The following is a 20,584-nucleotide window of genomic DNA, read 5'->3' as shown; positions in this document are numbered from 1 at the left end:
ATTACAATTAAAAAAGGCCTAAATTTTATCAATTTAGACCTTCGTTCTGCTTGGTATAGCAGTTTATTCTGGCGAAAGAGGGAGTCGTATTTTTAATTTAAGTATTTAATATATATTGTTTTATTTTTATTCTTCTGCTCTTTGTCCCCCGATTGTCCCCCCAGACTGTCTTAGGGTAGGTAATTGTTACATAGCAAATCTACAACAGGTAGATCTGCTTCAGCCCAATCTAAGCCTTTTAATTCATTAGTTGATAGCCAGAGAATTTTTCGATGGTCAGATAAAGTAATTTGTTTATTATTGATTAAACCCTCAAAAAAGGTGATATGAACACTAAAATCGGGATAGTGATGATAAACATCCAGTAAAAAACTCAAAGAATGTATGGAGGTATTAAGTTCTTCTTTTATTTCTCGGATCAAACATTCTTCTAAAGATTCATTAGGCTCGACTTTGCCTCCAGGAAATTCAAACTTGAATGCTAAGTAATCAAATTTATTGTCTTTACGTTGGGCGCATAAAAATTTATTATCGTCTCTTACAACGGCAGCTACAACTTCAATATATTTCAACTTAAACCTCAGTTCACGAGTGTTTTTCGACCGATATGATAATTTCATTTAGATCAAAAGAATTACGAGATAATGCAATCAATGAGTTTCTGGGAATGCAACACTACCCTCCGAAATCATTAGCAATCTTAAAAACAATTTTAACATCATTCAGCGTTGCTACAAGTTTGAAGGATCTGCCATTTTTTTTAGTGAGTAAGGTAATTTACACTAAAGAAAACCATATCTTACTTAATATTGATAATTTTGTTTTACATTTTAGTATTGCCCATGAGAAGCCTCCAAAGACTCAAAGTGGTACAATCAATTGGGATGTGATTTCTCGTTTGCAATTAATCAATATAGGGGAAAAAAATGCTAATTAATGGTTTTCAGCCGAATTGGATTCAATCCCCTGGCAAAGTAATTAATCAATATATTCTTTTATCTAATATTGACCTTAAATCAATTAGCAAGGATGACTTAGATTTATTGGAAAAAATTAAAACAGAAAAAGAAAAAATTAATATAAGAAATATTGATACTTTATCTAAAATTTTTGGTGGATCAGATGAGTTTTGGTTGAATTTACAATATCAATATGATGAACATGTTGAGCGGTTTTCACATAAAAAAATTGACCCAAATTTTAATGAGTTTAGAAATATTATAAGTGAGTTAAAGTCTGAGAAGTGGCTACCATTGACTGATTTAAATTATTTGGATCAGATCAATTTAAAAGCTTTTTATGGAATTAGTGAGTTTCAGGCTTTAGAAAGCAAGACTATAGTATCCAATGTTTTGGGTTCTAAACTTAAAACTATTGGAAAATATTCAGTTTCTGATTTGAATTTAGCAACTTACATTAGGAAAGTTGAGCTTGAGGCGAGAAAACAGTTCGGTCTTAGTAATTTAATTTGGAATAAAGATAAACTTTTATTAAAACTAGGTGAAATAAAAGAACTCACTAAAAGTCGTAATATATTGGATACTCTTCCCGAGCTAATTAATATATTAAATCAATGCGGTGTGGCTTTAGTTTTTGCCCCAACACTTTCGAAAACACCTATTTGTGGATTGGCCAAATTTTTAGAAAATGGAAAGGCTATTATAGCATTAACACCTAAATACAATAGAGACTATGTATTTTGGCAAACACTATTCCATGAAATTGGTCATTTAATATTGCATGAAAATGAAATGATATTTTGTGATGAAGATGATACACAAGAAGGGAAAGCATCTATTGAGATAGAAGCAGATCATTTCATGTTTAATACGTTACTTCATCCAATTAATCATGAAGACTTAGAAAACTATGTTGATTTAAGACTAATAAGAAGAAGTAAATTAGAAGGCTGGAAGGAAATATGTAAAAAAGCTAGAGAGCTTAATATCTCCGCTAGCCTCTTAACAGGTATATTAAAAAAAATGGCACTGATCCCTTACTCTTACTATTCGGATAGGCATCAGAATATTTTATGATTAGCCTGTATATGAAACATATTTATCAGGCGATTTTTGCCAATTACAGATAGCATCTTCGAATTCTTGATAGCCGACACCTAAGTGATCTGCCAATTGAATTGAAAGTTGATCTAGATCATGGTTGGAAAGTTGTCCAAAAAGCCTTTTAGCTCCAGCTTTGGGTCCTGTTGATCCTGCTATATGACAAGAATTAGCTTGTATAGGAGCTAGCTGAGTCTTGTAAATTAATGATAGATAATCAAACATACCTAATCTTGCGAATCTGTAAAATTTTAATTCTTTAGATAAGCGTTTGAATTGTTCCTTTGGTTGTTCATTTTGATTTGGCTGAAATAGCTGTTGGTGTCCACCGCTATTATTTACAATATCGATGTAGGTATCTATAACATCTCTTAATTGAGAGAATGACTCATATTTTCTGTGATTACCAAATTTTAGTTTCATGCCTGACGAGTTATAGCGAGATACCCAGTCGTCTACAAACGTTGGGTTATTACTGACATTCGCCCAGGTTAGACGAGGTGACTGACCTAAATTGTTATAAAAATTTTTAGTTAGAATCCAATTGGAATGGTAATTTTCTCCAAAATGAGTTGTTAAAAATGCCAACCAAAATGCTTCATCTAAGTTATTATTTTTGTAGTATAAAATCGCGCGAAGAGGATCAAATAGTGAGCAATTCGGATCTGTACGTTTTATATCTATTTGTCTAGATTGAATTAATTGAAAATAGTAAACACGATTGATACTATCCACTAATTGTCGACTTAAAACATCTATTTCGATCGGGAATGCAGCAGCTGGTATAGAGGTTATATTTTGACTAAAGTCATTAATTTGTATAGCAATTGCATTAGCCATTACATCTTTTTGATTAAAATTCATTTAAATAGCCTTACTTAACAAGTTTTGGATGCGCTTATTGATAAATGCTTTAATGGGGAGACTCGAGCATTTAGTCTCTAGAGCCTGTAAACCTGAGATATTGGTTTCTTCAAATTTAATAAAAAAATAGGCAAATAGAATAATAGCCATTTCTTTAAATATTGGATCTGTTAAAAGATCTAACTGGCTAACATCACAATTTTTATTAACTCTAAGATCATATTCAATTTCTAATAATTTTTTTAAACTATCTTCTAACACTATAGGATTGATTGGTGTCATTGAAGCGTGATATTGCCAACCTTCTTTAGTCAAATAGTGATGTATTTGAGGTAAAGAATCATCGTAAATATGGAGACTACCAACTATATGAGTGTACTCTCCTAATTCGAGGTTAGGATACGTTGATATTAATCTAGCAAGCATCAGCTCTTGAAAAAGGGTAAAGCTAAAAATATCGTGTACTAATCCCAATGCAGCATCATTTGAACGCATGTAGCAAGTTAAATGTAATTTATTATCTCTTATAAAAAATTGTAGGGTGCAGGTACATGGGATATCTCTAGTGTCATTTCCCGTTAGATCAGTCTTAGAATAGAGAGCTATAACCGCACGGCGACTTGAATATGAGTTTTCTAGTAATTTTACAATATGTTCAAATTGGCATGGTTGACCAAATATTCTTGGACCATAAGCACCAGGAACAGGATCTGTGGTTTCTTCATTGAAATTAATACGATCTCTGTAGTCTTTGATGTAATACTCAATAAAATCGATTGAGTCTGAGTTTGATAAATACCAAAGAAACTCTCCTACACAGCTAATTACTCTGCTTCTTACCTCAGATAAACTAACCCGAGATCTTGGATTTAATAGAGTTAGTACGCAATTGCGGACTTCCTGATTAGCTCCTCTCGTAGGAGTGACTTTTTCTCCGTGTTCTAAAATATATTGATAAGTTTTATGTAGTAAATCATCTATAGATTCTTCTTTAATATGCATATTTCATCATTAAAATAGTTCAATTTGCGACCTATTATAAGTTTTGTTTTTATACATATCTAACTGTATTTTTAGTTTTTTTCCACAAGCTATAATTGTTTTTCTATCTGCAAGTGATGCTCCTAGTACTAAGGCTAAATCTCTTTTTTCAACTGTAATATCATAGTGGGGATAAGATGCTGAGCGATGAAACCAGCATTTTTTAACACCAATATCAGCTGCGAAACTATGTAATTCTTCTAGACTATCAGCCATAAGATGGCACCAAAATTTTCCTTTATAAGGAACTTTGGATTTGTCGACATAAATAGGCATGAGTGTCTCCGAAAAACTTTGTCGATTCTATATATATTTGGTCGGTGTTCCAATCTAATTTATAAAGTTTAAATGAGAATAATATGTATTTAACATATTTTTTCGAAGTTTTATATTTTTTAAAGTATAAGAATTTTCTTCAAATCCCAATTTTTATAAATGGTCTCCGTACACGATTTTGCTAATTTCCTAAGACTTCGCTCATTTGCATGAAAATTGTTAAGTTAAGATTAAGTAAATGTTAAGCTTATTCATATCTATAACTTGTATATAGGGTATATAAGTTATTAGGCAGATCAAACTAACGATTTAGACCGTAAGCCTTATGGATTAAAGCTTACGGTAGAATCCTTATTGTTAAGGACTGATAGCAAAATTGCGAAGTAAATTATGAACAGTATTGGAAATGAGTCGGTTCAAATCTGCATTTTTTTTGATATATCCTTGTAAAGTCCTCTTATGACGAGATTTGTCATAGTAGATTTTTTGCTCCATCCCAAAAGGTAGAATCGATTCTTTATAGATATCTTTCACAGATTGGGGCGCATTATTCACTAATTGCGTAAAGCTCAGTCCTTTAAACCCATCGAACAATAGACCTTTTAAATTATTCAGTTGATTATTCATTTTAGTTAGAATATTAAGCTTAATGTTCTTTTCTGCGCGGATGCGCCATTTGTGTTCAGGCAACGGTTGCTTGTTTTGATCCGTTGTTTTGACATAAAGATGCCAGTATTCATCTGCTTTTTTGTGATTGATTCCGATGTTATACCCACTTTCAATTTTTTTCATCATTGTGAGAGGGGTTAACGGAATAGGGGTGAATACGCCTAATTGGTTCTTAAAAACACGGAAGTTCTCAGCTGTACTAGGGAGGCAAATAGATTTAAAAAGGGCTGTAACAAGCGCTCTGTGCTTAAAACGATAGAAATCAATTGCCAGTTCAAGTTCCATGATTCGAAAGCTGTCTTTATTGCATTTATAATGATCTAAATATTGGATACGGCACCGTAATTCGTGCAAAGAATTCATATCATGCAGGCGAATGATGAAACCTTTTTTATGTTCTGAAATGTAGTGAGTAATCCCAGTTTTTTCCGTTAAATATTTCTTAATGTCATGCCGTGTAGAAGGTTTTTCAATTTCAAAATATAGGTCTAAAAAATCGACTTGAGCTTTAACCATAATATTCATTTCCTTGAAATCATAGTTATTAATGTTTGAGTAAATAAAGGTTTCTAAATCAATCGCCGACTGAGCATTTTCGGCATAAATTTGATCTAATGAATTCATAAGGTTGGTCATTTCAGCATGCGGCGTGTAAATGGAGAGACTCAAAACTTGGGATGTTGTCGATGGTAGATGTAGCTGCCGCGCGGATTGAGCTTTGAGAAATGCACGCTGAAAATTGATGGCTTGCATTTCTGCATAATAATCATTGTGAAATGGATCAATGGAATCTAAATGATCCAATCGATTCATAAGTTGTTGGTATTTTGGACTCAGTTGAATATCATTCATGGCTTCTGTATTCCTTTTAAATTTAAATGTAATAAAAAACGGCTCTTAGAGCCGTTCTTCAATACGTATGTGTTAACAAGGGATGTTTTGAATCATTTGATTGAATTCCTCCGATTGTCGACTCATTTCATCATTAAAGACTTTGTTGCCATATTGAATGATTTGCTTATATTCAGGACATTGGAGTAGTCGTTGAATTTTTGAAGTAAGTTCCTTGTTATTTACTTCAGCTTGGAAAGCTGTCCAATCTGTGTAGTCCATGAATGAATCCCAGTCTTTGTGATTCATTAAATCCGCAACGACTTGTGAAACTACGGCGCTGAGAATTTTAGTTTTAACGTCCATGTTGAACTCCTTTGTTCATTTGATTGTAGGGTCTTATTGACGATTTAATGAAGGCAAGCAAACTGTTTTCTGAGTAACAGATTTGCCTTCCAATTTCTTTAAACGTCAATTTGTAAACATGCTTTGACTGTCGAATGTTTCTAACAAGCCAGTGATGCCATTGATCCACCGTTTTGTGGGGTAAATGGCTTGCTAGAAGTTCAGACGCCTGTTTACGGTTGTAAATTTTTGACTCTGTCATTTCTAGCCCTGTGCCTTCATCCATGCCTGAACTTCAGACATTCTGAATACAGAAATGTTAGAACCGATTTTTGTGGGAGCAGGGAATTTTTTTTGTTGAATCCACCGCCAAAGTGTTTGGGAGGAGACGCCAATCAGTCCTTTGCTATCGGGTCGATTGGCAAGATCTTTCATTCTCAAGAATTCTTCTTGAAACATGGTTTACACCTATCAATGTAAGTTGTTGGAATGCCATGCAATTAGTTGTAACTGCATGGGATAGGTGTATTCTAGAAAAGGCTTAAATTTTGATGTCCGATATCGGGTTATTTCGGAGAAAAATTATCAAATTCGGTTTTCGCTGAACGTAAAATTTTTACAAATGTTTCATCTGTAGGAATTGGAGGAGTGATTCTTTGTTGAGAAAAATGATTGGCTACTCTTTCATAATTAGAATAAGGTTTCTGATTTAAGTCGATTATTTCGGGGTAATGGCATAACAAATAGATGGCTTGATCGTAGCTTTTTTTACTTTTTGCATTAATTAATTCTTTTTTCAGATTATTGTATTCACTTTCAAGCTCTTTGAATTTTGTTAGTAATTTTGAATATTCATTATCATTTTCTAATTTTAATTTTTCTTGAAAGAATGAATTGAAACTTTTCTGAGTGATCCTAAGATCTTGAAAGTAAATCTTTTTAGAAAAAATGCGAGGCGTTTCAACTTTTTGCCCATTACAATTATAAAGCTCTAAGTCTTCATTTAAGAGAATGAAATCAAATTTATTATGAACATCAATATTTGGATTCTTCTCATTTGAATAATTGATATCAATGCCTGTCTTTTCACCATATAAGATTTCATTCGTTTGTTCAGAACCGCAATCAATAGTTAGCCATCCATGAAACTCCATAGAACCACTTAGCTCACCTCTTAATTCATCTGATGACATTTGAGGATGCATAAAAGATAGAAATTGGTTCAAAAAACCTATTACACCATCATATCTAAAGCATATTTTTAAATCACCGTTGGCAATATGATCCAGTAATTTTGCGAGATCAAAGCCATGACCTAATTTACTTAGTGCCTCTTCAAAGGTGTATGGCAATATATCTGACATGTTATGAGACTCTATATTTAGGGAATGGGATTACATTATTCCTTAAACTATCTATGAAATCAGACCATTCCTGCATCATTTTTATTCGATAGTCCATATGTTGGGCATGGTTATAGGCTTGAGACACCGCATTACCGACTTGATGGGCTAACTGAATTTCAATTGCATCATGCAAATAGCCTTGTTCATGTAAGGTGGTAGATGCAAGTCCTCTAAATCCATGACCTGTCATTTTGCCCATATAGCCCATAGTTCGAATAGCACTTAATAATGCATTGTTGCTCAACGGTTTTGCCGTGCTGTGATTATAGAATACAAATTGTTTATTACCTGTTAGAGGTTTTAAGCCTTCTATTAGTTCTAAGGATTGTTTTGAGAGTGGGACAATATGAGGTAGAGCCATTTTCATTTTATGAGCAGGAATGCGCCATAATTTATTTTCGAAGTCAATTTCATTCCATTCCATATTGATAAGCTCAGACGTTCTGACAAAAGTTAATGTCATTACTAATAAAGCTGTTTTAACCAAAATGTTGCCGTGGTAGTTATCCATGCGAAGTAAAAAAGCAGGGAACTCTGAAATATCTAGACGTGCCATATGCTTCACTTTACGGGGCTTTAGAGCCTCTTGTAGGTGAGGAGTAGGATCATGTTCAATTATGCCTTTACGTATCGCAAAACGGAAAATACGGCCTGCTAGAGGGATAGAGCGCTTAGCCATCTCCTGTGCACCACGTTCCTCAATTTTCTTAGCACAAGCAAGCACATCTTTACCTTTGATTTGATCAATAGGTAGATTGCCTAAAGCTGGAAATAAATCTTTTTCAAAAACGGAAAGGTCGCGTAAATAGGTAGCTTCTTTGATAACACCCTTACGGTCATCCATCCATTCCATCGCAAGTGATTTAAAAAGGATACTTTCATCAATTTGTTGTAAGCGTTGATTCTTCACCGCATTAGGATCAATGTTTTGATACAACTGAATACGTGCTTCATCGCGACTACGACGGGCCTGGGCAAGTGAGATTTCTGGATAGCTTCCGATAGTTAAAGTGCTTTCACGACCATTAAAACGATACTTTAAGCGCCAAAACTTACCGCCCACAGGAGTAACTTCTAGATATAAGCCTTTTTCATCTGAATAGCGTTTCTTCTTCTCAAGTGGTTTGATCTTTCTAATTTGAGCATCTGTGAGCATTTTGAGGCGCTTCCATACAATTTGGGGGACGAAAATCCGCTGAGATAATGTATCCCCCAATTATCCCCCTCAAAGTGGGGGATTGCAATGAATGCTATGAGATTGCATGAGACAACAAAAAAAGGCTTAAACCCTTTAGATTTAAGCCTATTAAGACATCATGTAGCTGCATAATTATGAATTTTGGCGGTGAAAGAGGGATTCGAACCCTCGAAACGCTATAAACGTTTACACACTTTCCAGGCGTGCTCCTTCAGCCACTCGGACACTTCACCTTTTGCGCGGTGGATAATAGCGAAAAAAATATATTCTGCCAAGAGAAACAATTGAATTAGACAAAAACATCTTGAGCGGTGCTATGATTCGCAAAAATCCTGTCTAAATTGAAGACAATTATATGCAAAGTACTGCACAAAAAGCCGCATTGCCTGCCATCACCTTGGCAGCTTTGGGCGTAGTATTCGGAGACATTGGGACGAGCCCGTTATATGCGCTGCGCCAATGTTTCCTCACAGCACACTTGGCGATTAGCGAAGCGTCTGTGCTGGGTATTCTGTCCCTGATTTTCTGGTGCATCATGCTGACGATTAGTTTTAAATACGTCAGCATCATCATGCGCGCAGATAACAATGGCGAGGGCGGCATTATGTCGCTGTTGGCCTTGAATCTACGAACCACACGAATTGCCGAAAACAAAAAAATTTACCTGATCGCCCTTGGCTTTATTGGGGCATCTTTGTTCTTTGGTGATGGAATCATTACCCCCGCAATCTCTGTGTTATCCGCGATTGAAGGCTTAAGTATTGCGACGCCGATGTTTAACCAATGGCTGCAACCCTTATCGATTGGTATTTTAGCGGGGCTATTCTTAGTGCAACGCCATGGCACAGGCACGATGGGTAAATTCTTTGGTCCCTTGACGCTCATGTGGTTTTTATCCATTGGCGGTTTTGGACTATGGAGTATTTCGCAAACGCCATTTGTGTTGACCATGATCAGTCCGCATTGGGCTTTCAATTTTGTGGTACAGCAGCCCTATGTTGCGTTTTTAACCATGGGTGCGGTCATCTTGACGATGACGGGTGGTGAGGCAATCTATGCCGATATGGGCCATTTTGGCCGACTCCCAATCCGCTTGGCATGGTTTATTGTGGTGATGCCGTGCTTGCTGTTGAACTATGCGGGCCAAGGTGCCTTGCTACTGCGTAATCCTGAAGCTTTAGCCAATCCATTCTATATGCTGATTCCTGAATGGGCATTGTATCCAATGATTGCTTTGGCAACAGCGGCCGCGGTGATTGCCTCTCAAGCGGTGATCACAGGGGTATTCTCTATGGTCAATCAGGCGATTCAATTGCGTTATTTGCCGCGTTTGACAGTGAAACATACCTCTGAAGTTGAACGTGGTCAGATTTATTTGCCATTTATTAACTGGGCATTGTTTATCTCGGTGCTGATCTTGATCTTGCTGTTTGAAAACAGTGCGAATTTGGCCAGTGCGTATGGCGTAGCTGTGACCATGACCATGCTCTGCGGTACGATTTTGATCTCAGTTTTAGCTTATGGTTTATGGCGTTGGCCGGTTTGGAAAGTGGCGATTTTTGCAGTGCCATTTTTATTGATTGATTTGATCTTTGTTGCATCGACATCATTAAAAATTGCAGCGGGCGGTTGGGTTCCAATCCTGATTGGTGCGGTATTGTTTACGATTTTAATGACGTGGAAAGATGGTCGGGCATTGGTGCTCAATCGACTCGGTAAAGATGCTTTGCCTATTGACCTGTTTATTCGCAGTGTCAGCATGGGTAGTGAAACCAAGTTTGTTCCAGGTGATGCCGTATTCTTGACAGGAACGCCTGAGATCGTGCCTCATGCCATGTTGCATAATATTAAGCACAACAAAGTTCTGCATGAACGCAATATTATGGTTACGGTCAACACCCGAGATGTGCCATTTGTACCCGAAAATGAGCGGGTGATCACGGAAAAACTAGATGATCGATTCTATCGAATCACGATGTTTTATGGGTTTAAAGATCAGCCGAATATTCCTGCCGCTTTGGAGCATGCGTATCGTGAATTGGGCTTTGAATTTGATCTAATGCAAATCAGTTTCTTTATTTCCAGAGACCGTATTATTCATACCTTGGGTGAAGGCATGGCACCTTGGCGAGAAAAGCTGTTTATCTCTATGCAGCGAAATACCAGTCCAGTCAGCGATTTTTATCAAATTCCAACCAACCGTGTGGTTGAGTTGGGCAGTCAGATTGAAATTTAAGACGCAGATTGAACTTTTAGGCATAGATTTAAAAGTTAGACACGAAAAAGCCAGATCAATTCTGGCTTTTTTTATCTGTAATAATTAAACTTTTTTAGTCCAAAGACATAGAGATCATTCTGTTGCTTTTTCCTGGGAGGAGTATGCGAGCAAAACAACAGAATGAAGATGTTGCGTTATTTCATCCTTGAAAATACGCTGATTAGTTGATTGTCGCGTCTACATCTGCAGAGGCTTCAGGCGCAGCTTGGATGGCTTCGTCAGCAACAGGTGCTTCTGGGTTGGCTTGAATTGATGCATCTGCAGGATTTGCACTTTGAGTTTCAGGTGCTGCCATAAAAGCATCCTGTTGTGCTTGAGGGGCTTCAGGTAATGCAGCCGATGCGCTATCGGCATTCACTGGCGCTTCTGCAGAAGAGGCAATGACGGGTGCAGCGTTGGCATCCGTTGATACGGCTTCAGGTACATGCTGTGCTGTTTCCACAGGTGCTTCAGTTACCGCGGCTTCAGGTGTATTGGCCACTGCTGTTTGTTCAGTTGGCACAGACTGCTCTGTAGGTGCGGCAGCTACACTTTGCTGTTCATTTGCGAGTGCATTTTCCGCTTCAGTCACGGCTTGTTCAGCATTTGCAGGGACTGCAGGGGCATTCGGATCGATTTGGTTTGCCTGAGCCTGTTCAGGGTTTAAGGGCTGTTCTGTTGCAGCGGCATTGACTTGTCCGGCAGGAGCTTCAACCAATTGAACTTGGCCACTTGAAACTAAGTCCTGAATGGAACCAGGTTGACCATTCACGGTGGTCACAATTTTGACTTTAGATAAGCTTTCTAATGTATCACCGGGTTGAATCGGCGGCTCTGCAAATGCTGCTGCGCTCATTAAACCTGAAATTAAACCTAAACCTAAAATTTTAGAATGCATAATCACTCCGTATATTTTTATCGCAATTTTTCGTATTTTTACCTTGTCATAATTCTTGAGGCGAATTCAATGAAACATACGCAACTGCTTCATGACCTCCTATAAAGAACTGCACAACTGCGACATAAAGTTACATCAACTGCTGCTTTGTTAAACAATATTTGTGTGATTGTTAAGCAAATTAAAAAAGAAAAGTGTACTAAAATTTGCACCCTTGCTAAGCTGCGGAAAAATAGTCCTTTTAGAAGTCATTGTTGTAAGTCATGGTCAAAAAGAAACGCAATTCAGCAAATCCGCTTTCACAGTTATTTGGGCAAAATGGCATAAAAGTGCTGTTGGGTCTGGTGGCAACAGGAAGCTTTGCTATTGCTTTCGGGCAAGAAAAAATTCAACAACTTGTTTCTATGAGCAGCACTTCAAATAGCGCCTGTTTGGACCAATTTTATCGTGAAGTGCCACCTTATTTGGTCCGTGAAAGCCTACATAAAAACAGTTTTCCACTGTGTTTTAATGGCTTTAATGTCATGTATTCAGGGATATCCAAGACACCGCTTTGGGTTGCAGAAGCATTAACCCCCGCACGCCTGAGTCAAAAAATTCCGCGTGAAGATAACTTTCATGAAGAGACTCGCGTGCCGTCTGAATATCGGGCTTTGCTTTCAGACTATAAATCTTCAGGCTATGACCGTGGACACATGGCGCCAAATGCCGATATGCCCAATAAAGCTGCGCAGTTAGACAGTTTTTCTTTGGCCAATATGGTGCCGCAAGCTCCAAAAAATAATCAGCAAGTGTGGCGTGAGTTAGAAGAAGCCACACGGGCGATAGTGACCAAACAAAAGCAAGATGTCTATGTGGTAACGGGGCCGGTATATAGTGCGAAAAAATTAAAAACCATCGGGCAAGGGGTCATCGTGCCGACCGCTACTTATAAGGCGATCTATTTGCCGAAAAAAGGTGTTGCAGGCGTGTACTATGCAGACAATACCTTGCGAGATACGGCACCGACAGTCAAAGTCATGAGTATTTGTGCGCTAGAAGAACTGACTGGAATTAATTTCTTTCCAGAATTAACTGAAGACCAAAAGCGTAATACCTACCGTTTGCCACTCAAAGCCACCCAAGTAAAAGCAAATCAAGATATCGCTTATTTGCATTGGGATGCTGAAAGCCAGTGTGCTGCAGATGTCGCAGAAGACAAGATTTTAAGTTTGCAAAAAGAGTTTAAATCGAGTGGTGGTTCTGTGGGAGAGACATCCATGGCAAGCAGTGAAAATGACAACAATCAAGATGCCTTGGTCAAACAATTGATTGAAGAAATTTTGCAATATCTGCTACAGATTTTGAAATAATCGAGCAGCTAATAGCGCTGAACTGCGAGTGATGAAGAGGATCATTGCTTGCAGTTGAAATCTTTTTCACGTATTTCTATTGCTGCATCACTACAAAAAGAAAGAAGGATATCCAACATGTTTAAAGCATTTGAAAATGACACAGCGTCGCATGCAATTCATGACTTAACACTAGAAAATGGCCAAGATCGAATTAATATTTATGGCAACTTACAGGTGACGAAAGACCAAGCAGGTTTAGCTGCAGCGAAAGCTTTACAGGCATTTTTCAATGATGTGGTGACCACGCTTGAGGCAGAAACCAACTTAGCTGAAAAAATAGCGCAGGGCGGTGAAGACAACGAAGTGGAAAATCCATTTCTTTAATGCTGTGTTATCGGCTGTCGAAGGACGCAATGCTCAATTCGGGATGAATGAAAAAAAGCTCACAGGTTGTGAGCTTTTTTATGGTGTCTTTTTCTATTTATGCGTCTTTTGCCATCAGTTTATAGATGACCGCACCAATCACCGCGCCAATGATAGGGGCTACCCAAAACAGCCAAACTTGTGACAGCGCGGCAGTTTCAGCAAAGAATGCGACACCCATACTACGTGCTGGGTTAACTGAAGTATTGGTGACGGGAATGCTGATGAGATGGATCAATGTAAGCGCAAGACCGATCGCAATTGGGGCAAATCCAGCAGGAGCGCGTTTATCTGTTGCTCCCATGATCACAATCAGGAAGCCAGCCGTCAGCACAATTTCAATAACTAACGCTGAGAGCATAGAGTATTTGCCAGGAGATAACTCACCATAGCCATTGGTGGCAAAACCGCCGACACCGATAAATCCGGCCTGACCTTGTACAATGATGAATAGAATAAATGCGGCGAGGGTTGCACCCAGTAATTGAGAAATAATATATGGAGCCAGTTCTTTTGCTTCAAAACGACCGCCTGCCCACAAGCCGATACTCACTGCAGGGTTAAAATGTCCGCCTGAGATATGACCCAGCGCATAAGCAGCCGTTAATACGGTTAGACCGAAGGCCAGTGCCACGCCAGCGAAGCCAATGCCAAGTTCAGGAAAGGCTGCAGCCAAGACCGCACTACCACAACCACCAAAGACCAGCCAAAAGGTACCGATCAGTTCTGCTAAATATTTATTCATTTAAAACTCCATTTGTTTTTGTCATTTGGAATAGATTTTCAATCTTTCACTCAGCATGAGTGCAATCTAGTTGTGAAGTGTTGTTTTATTCATTTATTGAATATGCATAGATTTAATAGATTTTGCTGAAAATCACAACATTTAAAATGATAACTGTGTCACATTTTTAACTTGCTGCTTCAATTTGCGATAAGCGCCATTGCTGTGGGGTTAAGTTTCGCCATTGTTTAAACGCACGTTGAAACGCACTCTGTTCTGAATAACCCAGCAGTAACGCAATTTCTTGCAAACTTAAATGCGGGTCTCTTAAAAATTCTTCAGCCATCATGCAGCGGACTTCCTGCATACGTTGCTGATAGGTGCTGCCTTGTTGTTGTAAATGGCGTTGTAATTGTCGGACGGAAAGATTGAGTTGCGTAGCGACATGTTCAATTTGGAACTGATTTTTTTGCAAACCCATTAAGATGGCTTGCTGTAAGCGTTGGTCGATTTGCGTGGTATTCGGCAGTTTTTCTAATAAAGACTGTGCCTGTTGCATCAACAGTTTTTGTAAGGTCTGATCGCCTTGGGAAAAAGGGCGAGACAGTTCTTGAATGGGAACGATAACCTTCGACTTTTCTTGGGAAAAACGAACTTTGCAGCGAAAATATTGTTCATACTGAGCGACATTTTTCGGTGCAGGATTATGAAAATGCACTTCGTGTAAATTGATATCTTCAAAACGCATGAATAATTTTAGAAACTGCAGCATTAACGCAATCGCAATTTCATCGGTCAATTGATTGGCCATATTCATGGGTAAATCATTCCAACCGATCGAAAAAAAATCATTTTGAATATCAATCAGCAATGGACTGCCATCGAAGATTAAGCGATGAAAATCATGGTAGCGGAGCAGCGCTTCGCCCAAGTTTTCACAGGACAGGGCAATATACGCAATAATGCCAATATGTTTGGGTTGAACATGTTCTGCAATTTCTAAACCCAGCGCCGGCTTTTGGATCTTTTGATCTAAATCCATCAATAAATCACGCCAAATGGCATAATCAAAACGCTCTAAGTTTTGAACTTTATTCAGTTTTTCAGGAATAGCAATGCCTTGAGCTTGATGATAAGCATAGAGCAAATGGCCCAGTCCTCCATAGACCGATCCTGTATAGTCCTTGAGTTGATGCATATTTTTTTAATTCTAAATTTTGTCGTGTTTTGTCAATAATATTAAAAAAAACGGTCAATATCTAGCCCTTTTCATTACCTATATTGGAGCTAAGAAAAGGAGATATTGGTCATGTTAAAAGGTTTTATTGCAGGGTTGGTCGTCGCCAATGCCTTTGAATGGTTCGCACATAAATATGTTTTGCATGGGACACATCGGCCAGGCAAGCCACGTTTTAGTCCAGTACCGAAAAGCATGAAATCACATTGGGAGCATCATCGTGAAGTTCGAAAAACAGATTTTCATGATCATGGCTATGTTGAAGGTGTACAGAACTGGCGCACGAAAAATGAAATATTGTCACTGGTGGCAGTTTCAGCGGTATTTGTCCCGCTGTTTTATCCCATTTCCAAAGGAATGAGTTTGTCTGTGCTGTATTGCGCAGGGAATTATTATTATATCCATCGTCGCGCACATCTTGAGCCAGAGTGGGCGATGAAAAAGATTCCATGGCACTATGACCACCATATGAACTCAAATCAGGATGCCAATTGGTGTGTGACTAAGCCGTGGTTTGACTATATTTTAGGGACTCGAGTGATCTCCTCGGCGAAATTACAGGAACAGAATCCACTAGGTGTGTTACTACCGACAGCGATTGCGAAACCATTGTCACACTGGGTCAATCGGGTATTTCCTGCAAAGTGGGTCGCTGAGCGTGAAAAGCCAACTGCACTTTTTGAAACGGTCTAATATGAACGCACTATGGGTTTTGACAACTAGCTTTGCCATTCAATTGAGCTGTCGCAATTTGTCAATAAATTATGAATCTACTGTCAATCAAATGCAGTGCAAATGCCCTATATTTAAATCATCAAAAGGCTTGTACACGACGAGTTGATTGATGAAGTTGCTATGTATATTTTTTCATTTGTTTTAAGTATCAGACCAAGTGCTGTAGTTTTTCTTGGTTTATAGGAGCCGACAAGGCTCCTTTTTTTATGTCTATAGTAAATGAATTTTATGGACGATGCTCTGCTACAACGTCAATGACGTGGCATCAAAGCAACAAGGCAAAAAAAAGAGCGAATCATCGCTCTTCTTCAATCTTCATTGAAAATGAATCAATTAAAGGCGCATTTCAATGCCTTGTTCTGCTAGATATTTTTTCGCTTCAGGAATGGTGTGTTGACCAAAGTGGAAAATAGAGGCTGCAAGCACCGCATCTGCGCCACCTTTTAAAATACCATCGGCCAAATGTTGTAGATTACCGACACCACCAGAAGCAATGGTTGGAATGGTCACACGGTCATTAATATTACGCATCAGTTCAATGTCATAACCAGCTTTGGTTCCATCAGCATCCATCGATGTGATGAGTAATTCACCTGCACCGAAGTCCGCCATTTTTACTGCCCATTCGATGGCATCGATACCGGTTTCTTTACGGCCACCGTGGGTGAAAATTTCCCATTTATTGTCGCCGGTTTTTTTCGCATCAATAGCAACCACAATACACTGTGCGCCAAAACGCTGAGAGGCTTCTTGTACAAATTCAGGGTTATAAATAGCCGCAGAGTTAATCGAAACTTTGTCCGCACCGGCATTTAATAACAGGCGGATATCTTCTACTTTACGCACGCCACCACCGACTGTTAATGGCACAAATACAGACTCAGCCATACGCTCTACTGTACGGTAAGTGGTATCACGACCATTTGAGGTTGCGGTAATGTCTAAGAAGGTAATTTCGTCCGCACCTTGTTCGTTATAACGGCGTGCAACTTCAACTGGATCGCCTGCATCACGAATATCAAGAAATTGAACACCTTTCACTACACGACCGTTGTCCACGTCGAGGCAAGGAATAATACGTTTAGCAAGCATAATTTTTTCCAAAAATAACAGCCGATTATGAAACTTCGCGACTTAGATGCTACACCTTAGTAGTCGGAGCGGTTATTCTATCAAAAATATGTAAGTTTTTTCGCAGGTTTTCTATGTCGGTTTATACCACTTTGACTTTAAAGGAAGTTCAGGATTTTGCAGCACCTTATGGACTGGAGGTGATTGACCTGATTCCGATTCAAGGCGGTATTCAAAATACCAACTATTTTATTGTTTGCGAAAATGGCACGCAGTATGTATTAACCGTTTTTGAAGAGATGGACGAGCAAGGTGCAGGGGAATTGGTGCCTGTACTCGAACACTTGGGGCAGGCTGGTCTAGCTGTGCCTGTACCACTGAATCATTCGGGTAAAGCGATTCATAGCTTAAAGGATAAACCTGCACAGATTGCGCCACGCATGCAAGGTCAACATCCCATGCCTGCGAGCTTAGCGCAAGCAGAAGCGATTGCTGTAGCCCAAGCGAAAATGCATGTGGCTTTACAAGATTTCCCTTTGGAACGTGCAGAATATCGTGATCATGCTTATTGGTTACAAGTTTCACGTGATATTCGTCCAACATTAAATGAAGCAGATACCACGTTACTTAACAATCTGTTGGGCTTATATGACATCTTAACGGCGATGTATCCAGACCGTCCTACCGGTTTTATTCATTCTGATCTGTTCCGTGACAATACTCTATTTGACGGCGATCAACTCAACGGCATTTTAGACTTTTATGAGTTAAATAAAGACGAACTCTTGTTTGATATTGCTATTACTTTAAATGACTTTTGTACTGAATATCCGGATGTACATTTGAATGAAGACAAAGCCATTGCCTTTTTAAATGCCTATGAAAGCGTGCGTCCATTAACCGCAGATGAAAAATCATGCCTAGAGTTATATTTGGCGATGGCGGCGGGTCGCTTCTGGATGATGCGTTTACAGGTGGCACAGAAAAATGCGGCAGAAGGTCGTACAGGTGATGATATTTTGCAGAAAAACCCTGCTGAAATGCGTAATATGCTGATTGAACGATTAAAATTCGTCACTGCATAAATTTTAAAAACAACGAGAGGGAAAAGCATGCGTGATCAAGGACGCTTAGTAGAATGGTTTGATGACAAGGGCTACGGCTTCATTCAACCGAACGATAGCACCAAAGATCGCGTATTTTTGCACATTAAAGACTTTTCCCGTCCCGGCCCACGACCAATCGTGGGCTGCGCGTTGGATTATGCTGTGATCTTAGACGAACGCGGACGCTTTCGTGCGCAGCAAGTGCATTATTTAAAAGCCTCACAAACCAAAGCTGCACAACGGCCCAATAAAAAAAATGTGGTACAGATGCCGCGTCAGGCAGAGCCGATGCAAATCGTGTGCATCATTTATATTCTAGTCTTGGCGGGCTTGTCTGTGGCGGGTTTGCTTAGTGGCATGGTGCTGCTTTTTGTAAGTATTATTAATGTCCTGACCTATTGGTTCTATGCTCAAGATAAAGAAGCTGCGCAAATGGGGAACCGACGCGTGCCAGAAAATACGCTGCATCTTTTGTCTTTTTTAGGTGGGTGGCCAGCGGCATGGCTGGCTCAGCAACGTTTGCGGCATAAAACACAAAAACAACCGTTTCGAAAAATATATTTCTGTACCATAGCCTTTAACATATTACTGATTTTATGGCTAATTTCACCATTTAATATCCTGCATATCTAGGGTGGAATGATCCGCAAAATCATCATGACGGAGAGCGAAATGAATTATTCCATTGATAAAGATCCAAACCGCCTGCTCACGATTATTTTGTATATTCTTTATATTGTGGCGATTTTTTCTGCCGGCTTGCTTGCGGTCCTCGCGCTGATTATCAATTACGTCAAACGCAGTGATGTCCGAGGCACGATTTTTGAAAGCCATTTCATTTGGCAGATCCGTACGTTTTGGTGGTATCTCATTTGGAACATCATTGCTTTCGTGCCTTTTATTTTTCTGTTCTTTACCGGCAATAATGCCAATGCCTTTGCGGGTGTGGCACTGGGAGCGAGTACCTTCTGTGTCACGGTGATCGGACTGTCTTGGTTATGGATTGTGTACCGCGCGATTAAAGGTTTAATTCGTGTCAATGACAACAGACCGATGTATGACTAATGCGAGTTCAGAACTTTTTGGCATAAAAATCTTGGCATCAAAAAAGCGGCTGTATGGGCCGCTTTTTTGATTTAAGAGAGGAAGCTGAAATTAGCGTTTCTTTAACCATTTCGGCCGCCATTCACTCACAATCACACCGAGCACTACACACAGTCCGCCAATGAGAGCGAGCGGTGTTAAGCGTTCACCCGCAAGTCGCCCAATGATTGCGGCCCAAACCGGTTCACCTGCATAGATGATTGCCGCCTGTGCAGGATCAACCATACGCTGCGCCCAGTTCATCACCAGTTGAATCACGGCGCTGGCCAGCCCCAATCCGCAGAGTACAGCGATTAATGGCCATTCAAATTTGGGCAATGTGGTTTCACCTACCAGTGGAGCAAAGCAAAAACAGAACAGTGAGGCAAATGCCAGTTGTAGAACCGTCACTCTGCGTAGATTGACGTGGGGTGCAAAATAACTGATCAAGATAATTTCAAAGGCAATGGCAATCGACCCGAGCAGCGTAATGATTTGTCCAAAGTTGAGCTGAATGGCGCCAAAACCATTACCAGTTAAAAAGACCAAACCAACAAAAGCCAAACACACACCTAGCCATGTCATCACATGCGGTTTATGCCGAAAACACAGCCACATAAAAATCGGAACCAGTGGCACATACAATGCAGTTAAAAAAGCCGATTCACTGCTGCTGATGCTTTGCAGGCCGATTGTTTGCGTCGCATAGCCGATCGCAATCACCGCGCCGATACTTGCGCCCGCAATGACATCATATTGAGAAAAGTGTCTAAGATATTTGAGTGATAAAAGACTCACAGCCAGTGTTGCTGCGGCAAAACGTAGACCGACAAACAGCACGGGACTGCTAAAATTTAAACCGTATTGCACGGTGATAAAACTGGCGCCCCAAATCATGGTAATCAGGATGAGTGCGAGCTGCGGAAACTTGGCTTTCCAAGCAGATTGTACGGTTGGCATGTGTATTTGATTATTCGAAGAGGAGAAATAAAAAAGAGGCCCGAAGACCTCTTTTCTGCTCGGGTA

23 protein-coding genes and 1 tRNA gene are annotated in these 20,584 nt (G+C 39.3%); 9 read left to right on the top strand and 15 right to left on the bottom strand.

The genetic code is table 11. The features are described 5' to 3' along the window. Window positions 1-170: 170 nt before the first annotated feature. Entirely contained in the window at window positions 171-572 is a 402-nt protein-coding gene (locus B1201_RS08770; protein ID WP_078193310.1) for a (deoxy)nucleoside triphosphate pyrophosphohydrolase, read from the bottom strand. 95 nt (window positions 573-667) lie between these two features. Between B1201_RS08770 and B1201_RS08765 the strand changes: the two genes are divergently transcribed. Further along, the gene (locus tag B1201_RS08765) at window positions 668-937 is read left to right on the top strand and encodes a hypothetical protein (protein WP_228144769.1); all 270 of its coding nucleotides are present in this window, start codon (window positions 668-670) and stop codon (window positions 935-937) included. Next, a complete protein-coding gene (locus tag B1201_RS08760; RefSeq protein WP_078193170.1) occupies window positions 927-2,036 on the top strand; it encodes an ImmA/IrrE family metallo-endopeptidase in 1,110 nt (369 codons plus the stop codon). Before B1201_RS08765 ends, B1201_RS08760 begins: the two co-directional genes overlap by 11 nt. On the opposite strand, the gene B1201_RS08755 is transcribed toward B1201_RS08760, so the two are convergent. The 9 genes from B1201_RS08755 to B1201_RS08710 all read right to left on the bottom strand — a co-directional run bounded on the left by B1201_RS08755 (window position 2,037) and on the right by B1201_RS08710 (window position 8,923). Then, window positions 2,037-2,924 (bottom strand): hypothetical protein, encoded by an 888-nt coding sequence (locus B1201_RS08755; RefSeq protein ID WP_078193169.1) that lies wholly within the window; start codon window positions 2,922-2,924, stop codon window positions 2,037-2,039. Continuing rightward, the gene (locus tag B1201_RS08750) at window positions 2,925-3,926 is read right to left on the bottom strand and encodes a thymidylate synthase (protein ID WP_078193168.1); all 1,002 of its coding nucleotides are present in this window, start codon (window positions 3,924-3,926) and stop codon (window positions 2,925-2,927) included. It lies immediately after the preceding gene. 9 nt (window positions 3,927-3,935) lie between these two features. Further along, complete coding sequence (locus B1201_RS08745) at window positions 3,936-4,241, bottom strand: DUF4031 domain-containing protein (protein ID WP_078193167.1); 306 nt, start codon at window positions 4,239-4,241, stop codon at window positions 3,936-3,938. A gap of 357 nt (window positions 4,242-4,598) precedes the next feature. Continuing rightward, window positions 4,599-5,762 carry a hypothetical protein gene (locus B1201_RS08740; protein ID WP_078193166.1) on the bottom strand — a complete coding sequence of 388 codons (1,164 nt, stop codon included), beginning with the start codon at window positions 5,760-5,762 and terminating at the stop codon, window positions 4,599-4,601. Between the two features lie 72 nt (window positions 5,763-5,834). After that, a complete protein-coding gene (locus B1201_RS08735) occupies window positions 5,835-6,107 on the bottom strand; it encodes a hypothetical protein (RefSeq protein WP_078193165.1) in 273 nt (90 codons plus the stop codon). Between the two features lie 243 nt (window positions 6,108-6,350). Next, the gene (locus B1201_RS08725; RefSeq protein WP_228144768.1) at window positions 6,351-6,545 is read right to left on the bottom strand and encodes a helix-turn-helix transcriptional regulator; all 195 of its coding nucleotides are present in this window, start codon (window positions 6,543-6,545) and stop codon (window positions 6,351-6,353) included. Window positions 6,546-6,652: 107 nt separating this feature from the next. Beyond that, on the bottom strand, window positions 6,653-7,450 hold the full coding sequence (locus B1201_RS08720; protein WP_078193163.1) for a hypothetical protein: 798 nt from the start codon (window positions 7,448-7,450) through the stop codon (window positions 6,653-6,655). Window position 7,451: 1 nt separating this feature from the next. Continuing rightward, window positions 7,452-8,648: a tyrosine-type recombinase/integrase gene (locus tag B1201_RS08715; RefSeq protein ID WP_078193162.1), complete on the bottom strand. Its 1,197-nt coding sequence runs from the start codon at window positions 8,646-8,648 to the stop codon at window positions 7,452-7,454. Between the two features lie 184 nt (window positions 8,649-8,832). Continuing rightward, a tRNA-Ser gene (locus tag B1201_RS08710) sits at window positions 8,833-8,923 on the bottom strand. Between the two features lie 122 nt (window positions 8,924-9,045). Here B1201_RS08710 and B1201_RS08705 point away from each other — a divergent pair. Then, the gene (locus B1201_RS08705; protein WP_078193161.1) at window positions 9,046-10,926 is read left to right on the top strand and encodes a potassium transporter Kup; all 1,881 of its coding nucleotides are present in this window, start codon (window positions 9,046-9,048) and stop codon (window positions 10,924-10,926) included. A 202-nt stretch (window positions 10,927-11,128) separates the two neighbouring features. On the opposite strand, the gene B1201_RS08700 is transcribed toward B1201_RS08705, so the two are convergent. Further along, the gene (locus tag B1201_RS08700) at window positions 11,129-11,845 is read right to left on the bottom strand and encodes a hypothetical protein (RefSeq protein ID WP_078193160.1); all 717 of its coding nucleotides are present in this window, start codon (window positions 11,843-11,845) and stop codon (window positions 11,129-11,131) included. Between the two features lie 263 nt (window positions 11,846-12,108). On the opposite strand from B1201_RS08700, the gene B1201_RS08695 reads away from it, so the two are divergent. Continuing rightward, window positions 12,109-13,197, top strand: coding sequence for a DNA/RNA non-specific endonuclease (locus B1201_RS08695; RefSeq protein ID WP_078193159.1), 1,089 nt, complete (start codon window positions 12,109-12,111; stop codon window positions 13,195-13,197). 117 nt (window positions 13,198-13,314) lie between these two features. After that, complete coding sequence (locus tag B1201_RS08690; RefSeq protein ID WP_078193158.1) at window positions 13,315-13,563, top strand: hypothetical protein; 249 nt, start codon at window positions 13,315-13,317, stop codon at window positions 13,561-13,563. Window positions 13,564-13,660: 97 nt separating this feature from the next. Here the strand turns inward: B1201_RS08690 and aqpZ are convergent, their stop codons facing one another. Then, window positions 13,661-14,347, bottom strand: a complete 687-nt coding sequence (aqpZ, locus tag B1201_RS08685) for an aquaporin Z (protein ID WP_078193157.1) — start codon at window positions 14,345-14,347, stop codon at window positions 13,661-13,663. Window positions 14,348-14,513: 166 nt separating this feature from the next. Continuing rightward, window positions 14,514-15,524 carry an AraC family transcriptional regulator gene (locus B1201_RS08680; RefSeq protein ID WP_078193156.1) on the bottom strand — a complete coding sequence of 337 codons (1,011 nt, stop codon included), beginning with the start codon at window positions 15,522-15,524 and terminating at the stop codon, window positions 14,514-14,516. Between the two features lie 111 nt (window positions 15,525-15,635). On the opposite strand from B1201_RS08680, the gene B1201_RS08675 reads away from it, so the two are divergent. Beyond that, complete coding sequence (locus B1201_RS08675; protein ID WP_078193155.1) at window positions 15,636-16,256, top strand: hypothetical protein; 621 nt, start codon at window positions 15,636-15,638, stop codon at window positions 16,254-16,256. 375 nt (window positions 16,257-16,631) lie between these two features. Here the strand turns inward: B1201_RS08675 and hisF are convergent, their stop codons facing one another. Continuing rightward, the gene (gene hisF, locus B1201_RS08670; RefSeq protein WP_320109244.1) at window positions 16,632-17,393 is read right to left on the bottom strand and encodes an imidazole glycerol phosphate synthase subunit HisF; all 762 of its coding nucleotides are present in this window, start codon (window positions 17,391-17,393) and stop codon (window positions 16,632-16,634) included. Between the two features lie 110 nt (window positions 17,394-17,503). On the opposite strand from hisF, the gene B1201_RS08665 reads away from it, so the two are divergent. Genes B1201_RS08665 through B1201_RS08655 form a run of 3 tightly spaced genes read left to right on the top strand, consistent with a single transcriptional unit; the run spans window position 17,504 to window position 19,540 of the window. After that, entirely contained in the window at window positions 17,504-18,454 is a 951-nt protein-coding gene (locus B1201_RS08665) for a homoserine kinase (RefSeq protein ID WP_078193154.1), read from the top strand. Between the two features lie 27 nt (window positions 18,455-18,481). Next, window positions 18,482-19,108 (top strand): DUF1294 domain-containing protein, encoded by a 627-nt coding sequence (locus B1201_RS08660; protein WP_078193153.1) that lies wholly within the window; start codon window positions 18,482-18,484, stop codon window positions 19,106-19,108. Between the two features lie 39 nt (window positions 19,109-19,147). Then, window positions 19,148-19,540, top strand: a complete 393-nt coding sequence (locus B1201_RS08655) for a DUF4870 family protein (RefSeq protein ID WP_078193309.1) — start codon at window positions 19,148-19,150, stop codon at window positions 19,538-19,540. Between the two features lie 90 nt (window positions 19,541-19,630). Here the strand turns inward: B1201_RS08655 and B1201_RS08650 are convergent, their stop codons facing one another. After that, window positions 19,631-20,518, bottom strand: coding sequence for a DMT family transporter (locus tag B1201_RS08650; protein WP_078193152.1), 888 nt, complete (start codon window positions 20,516-20,518; stop codon window positions 19,631-19,633). Window positions 20,519-20,584: the final 66 nt, after the last annotated feature.

This window comes from Acinetobacter sp. ANC 5600, from assembly GCF_002018395.1.
GTDB classification, from domain to species: domain Bacteria; phylum Pseudomonadota; class Gammaproteobacteria; order Pseudomonadales; family Moraxellaceae; genus Acinetobacter; species Acinetobacter amyesii.
This window is presented reverse-complemented; position numbering and strand designations above follow the sequence as displayed.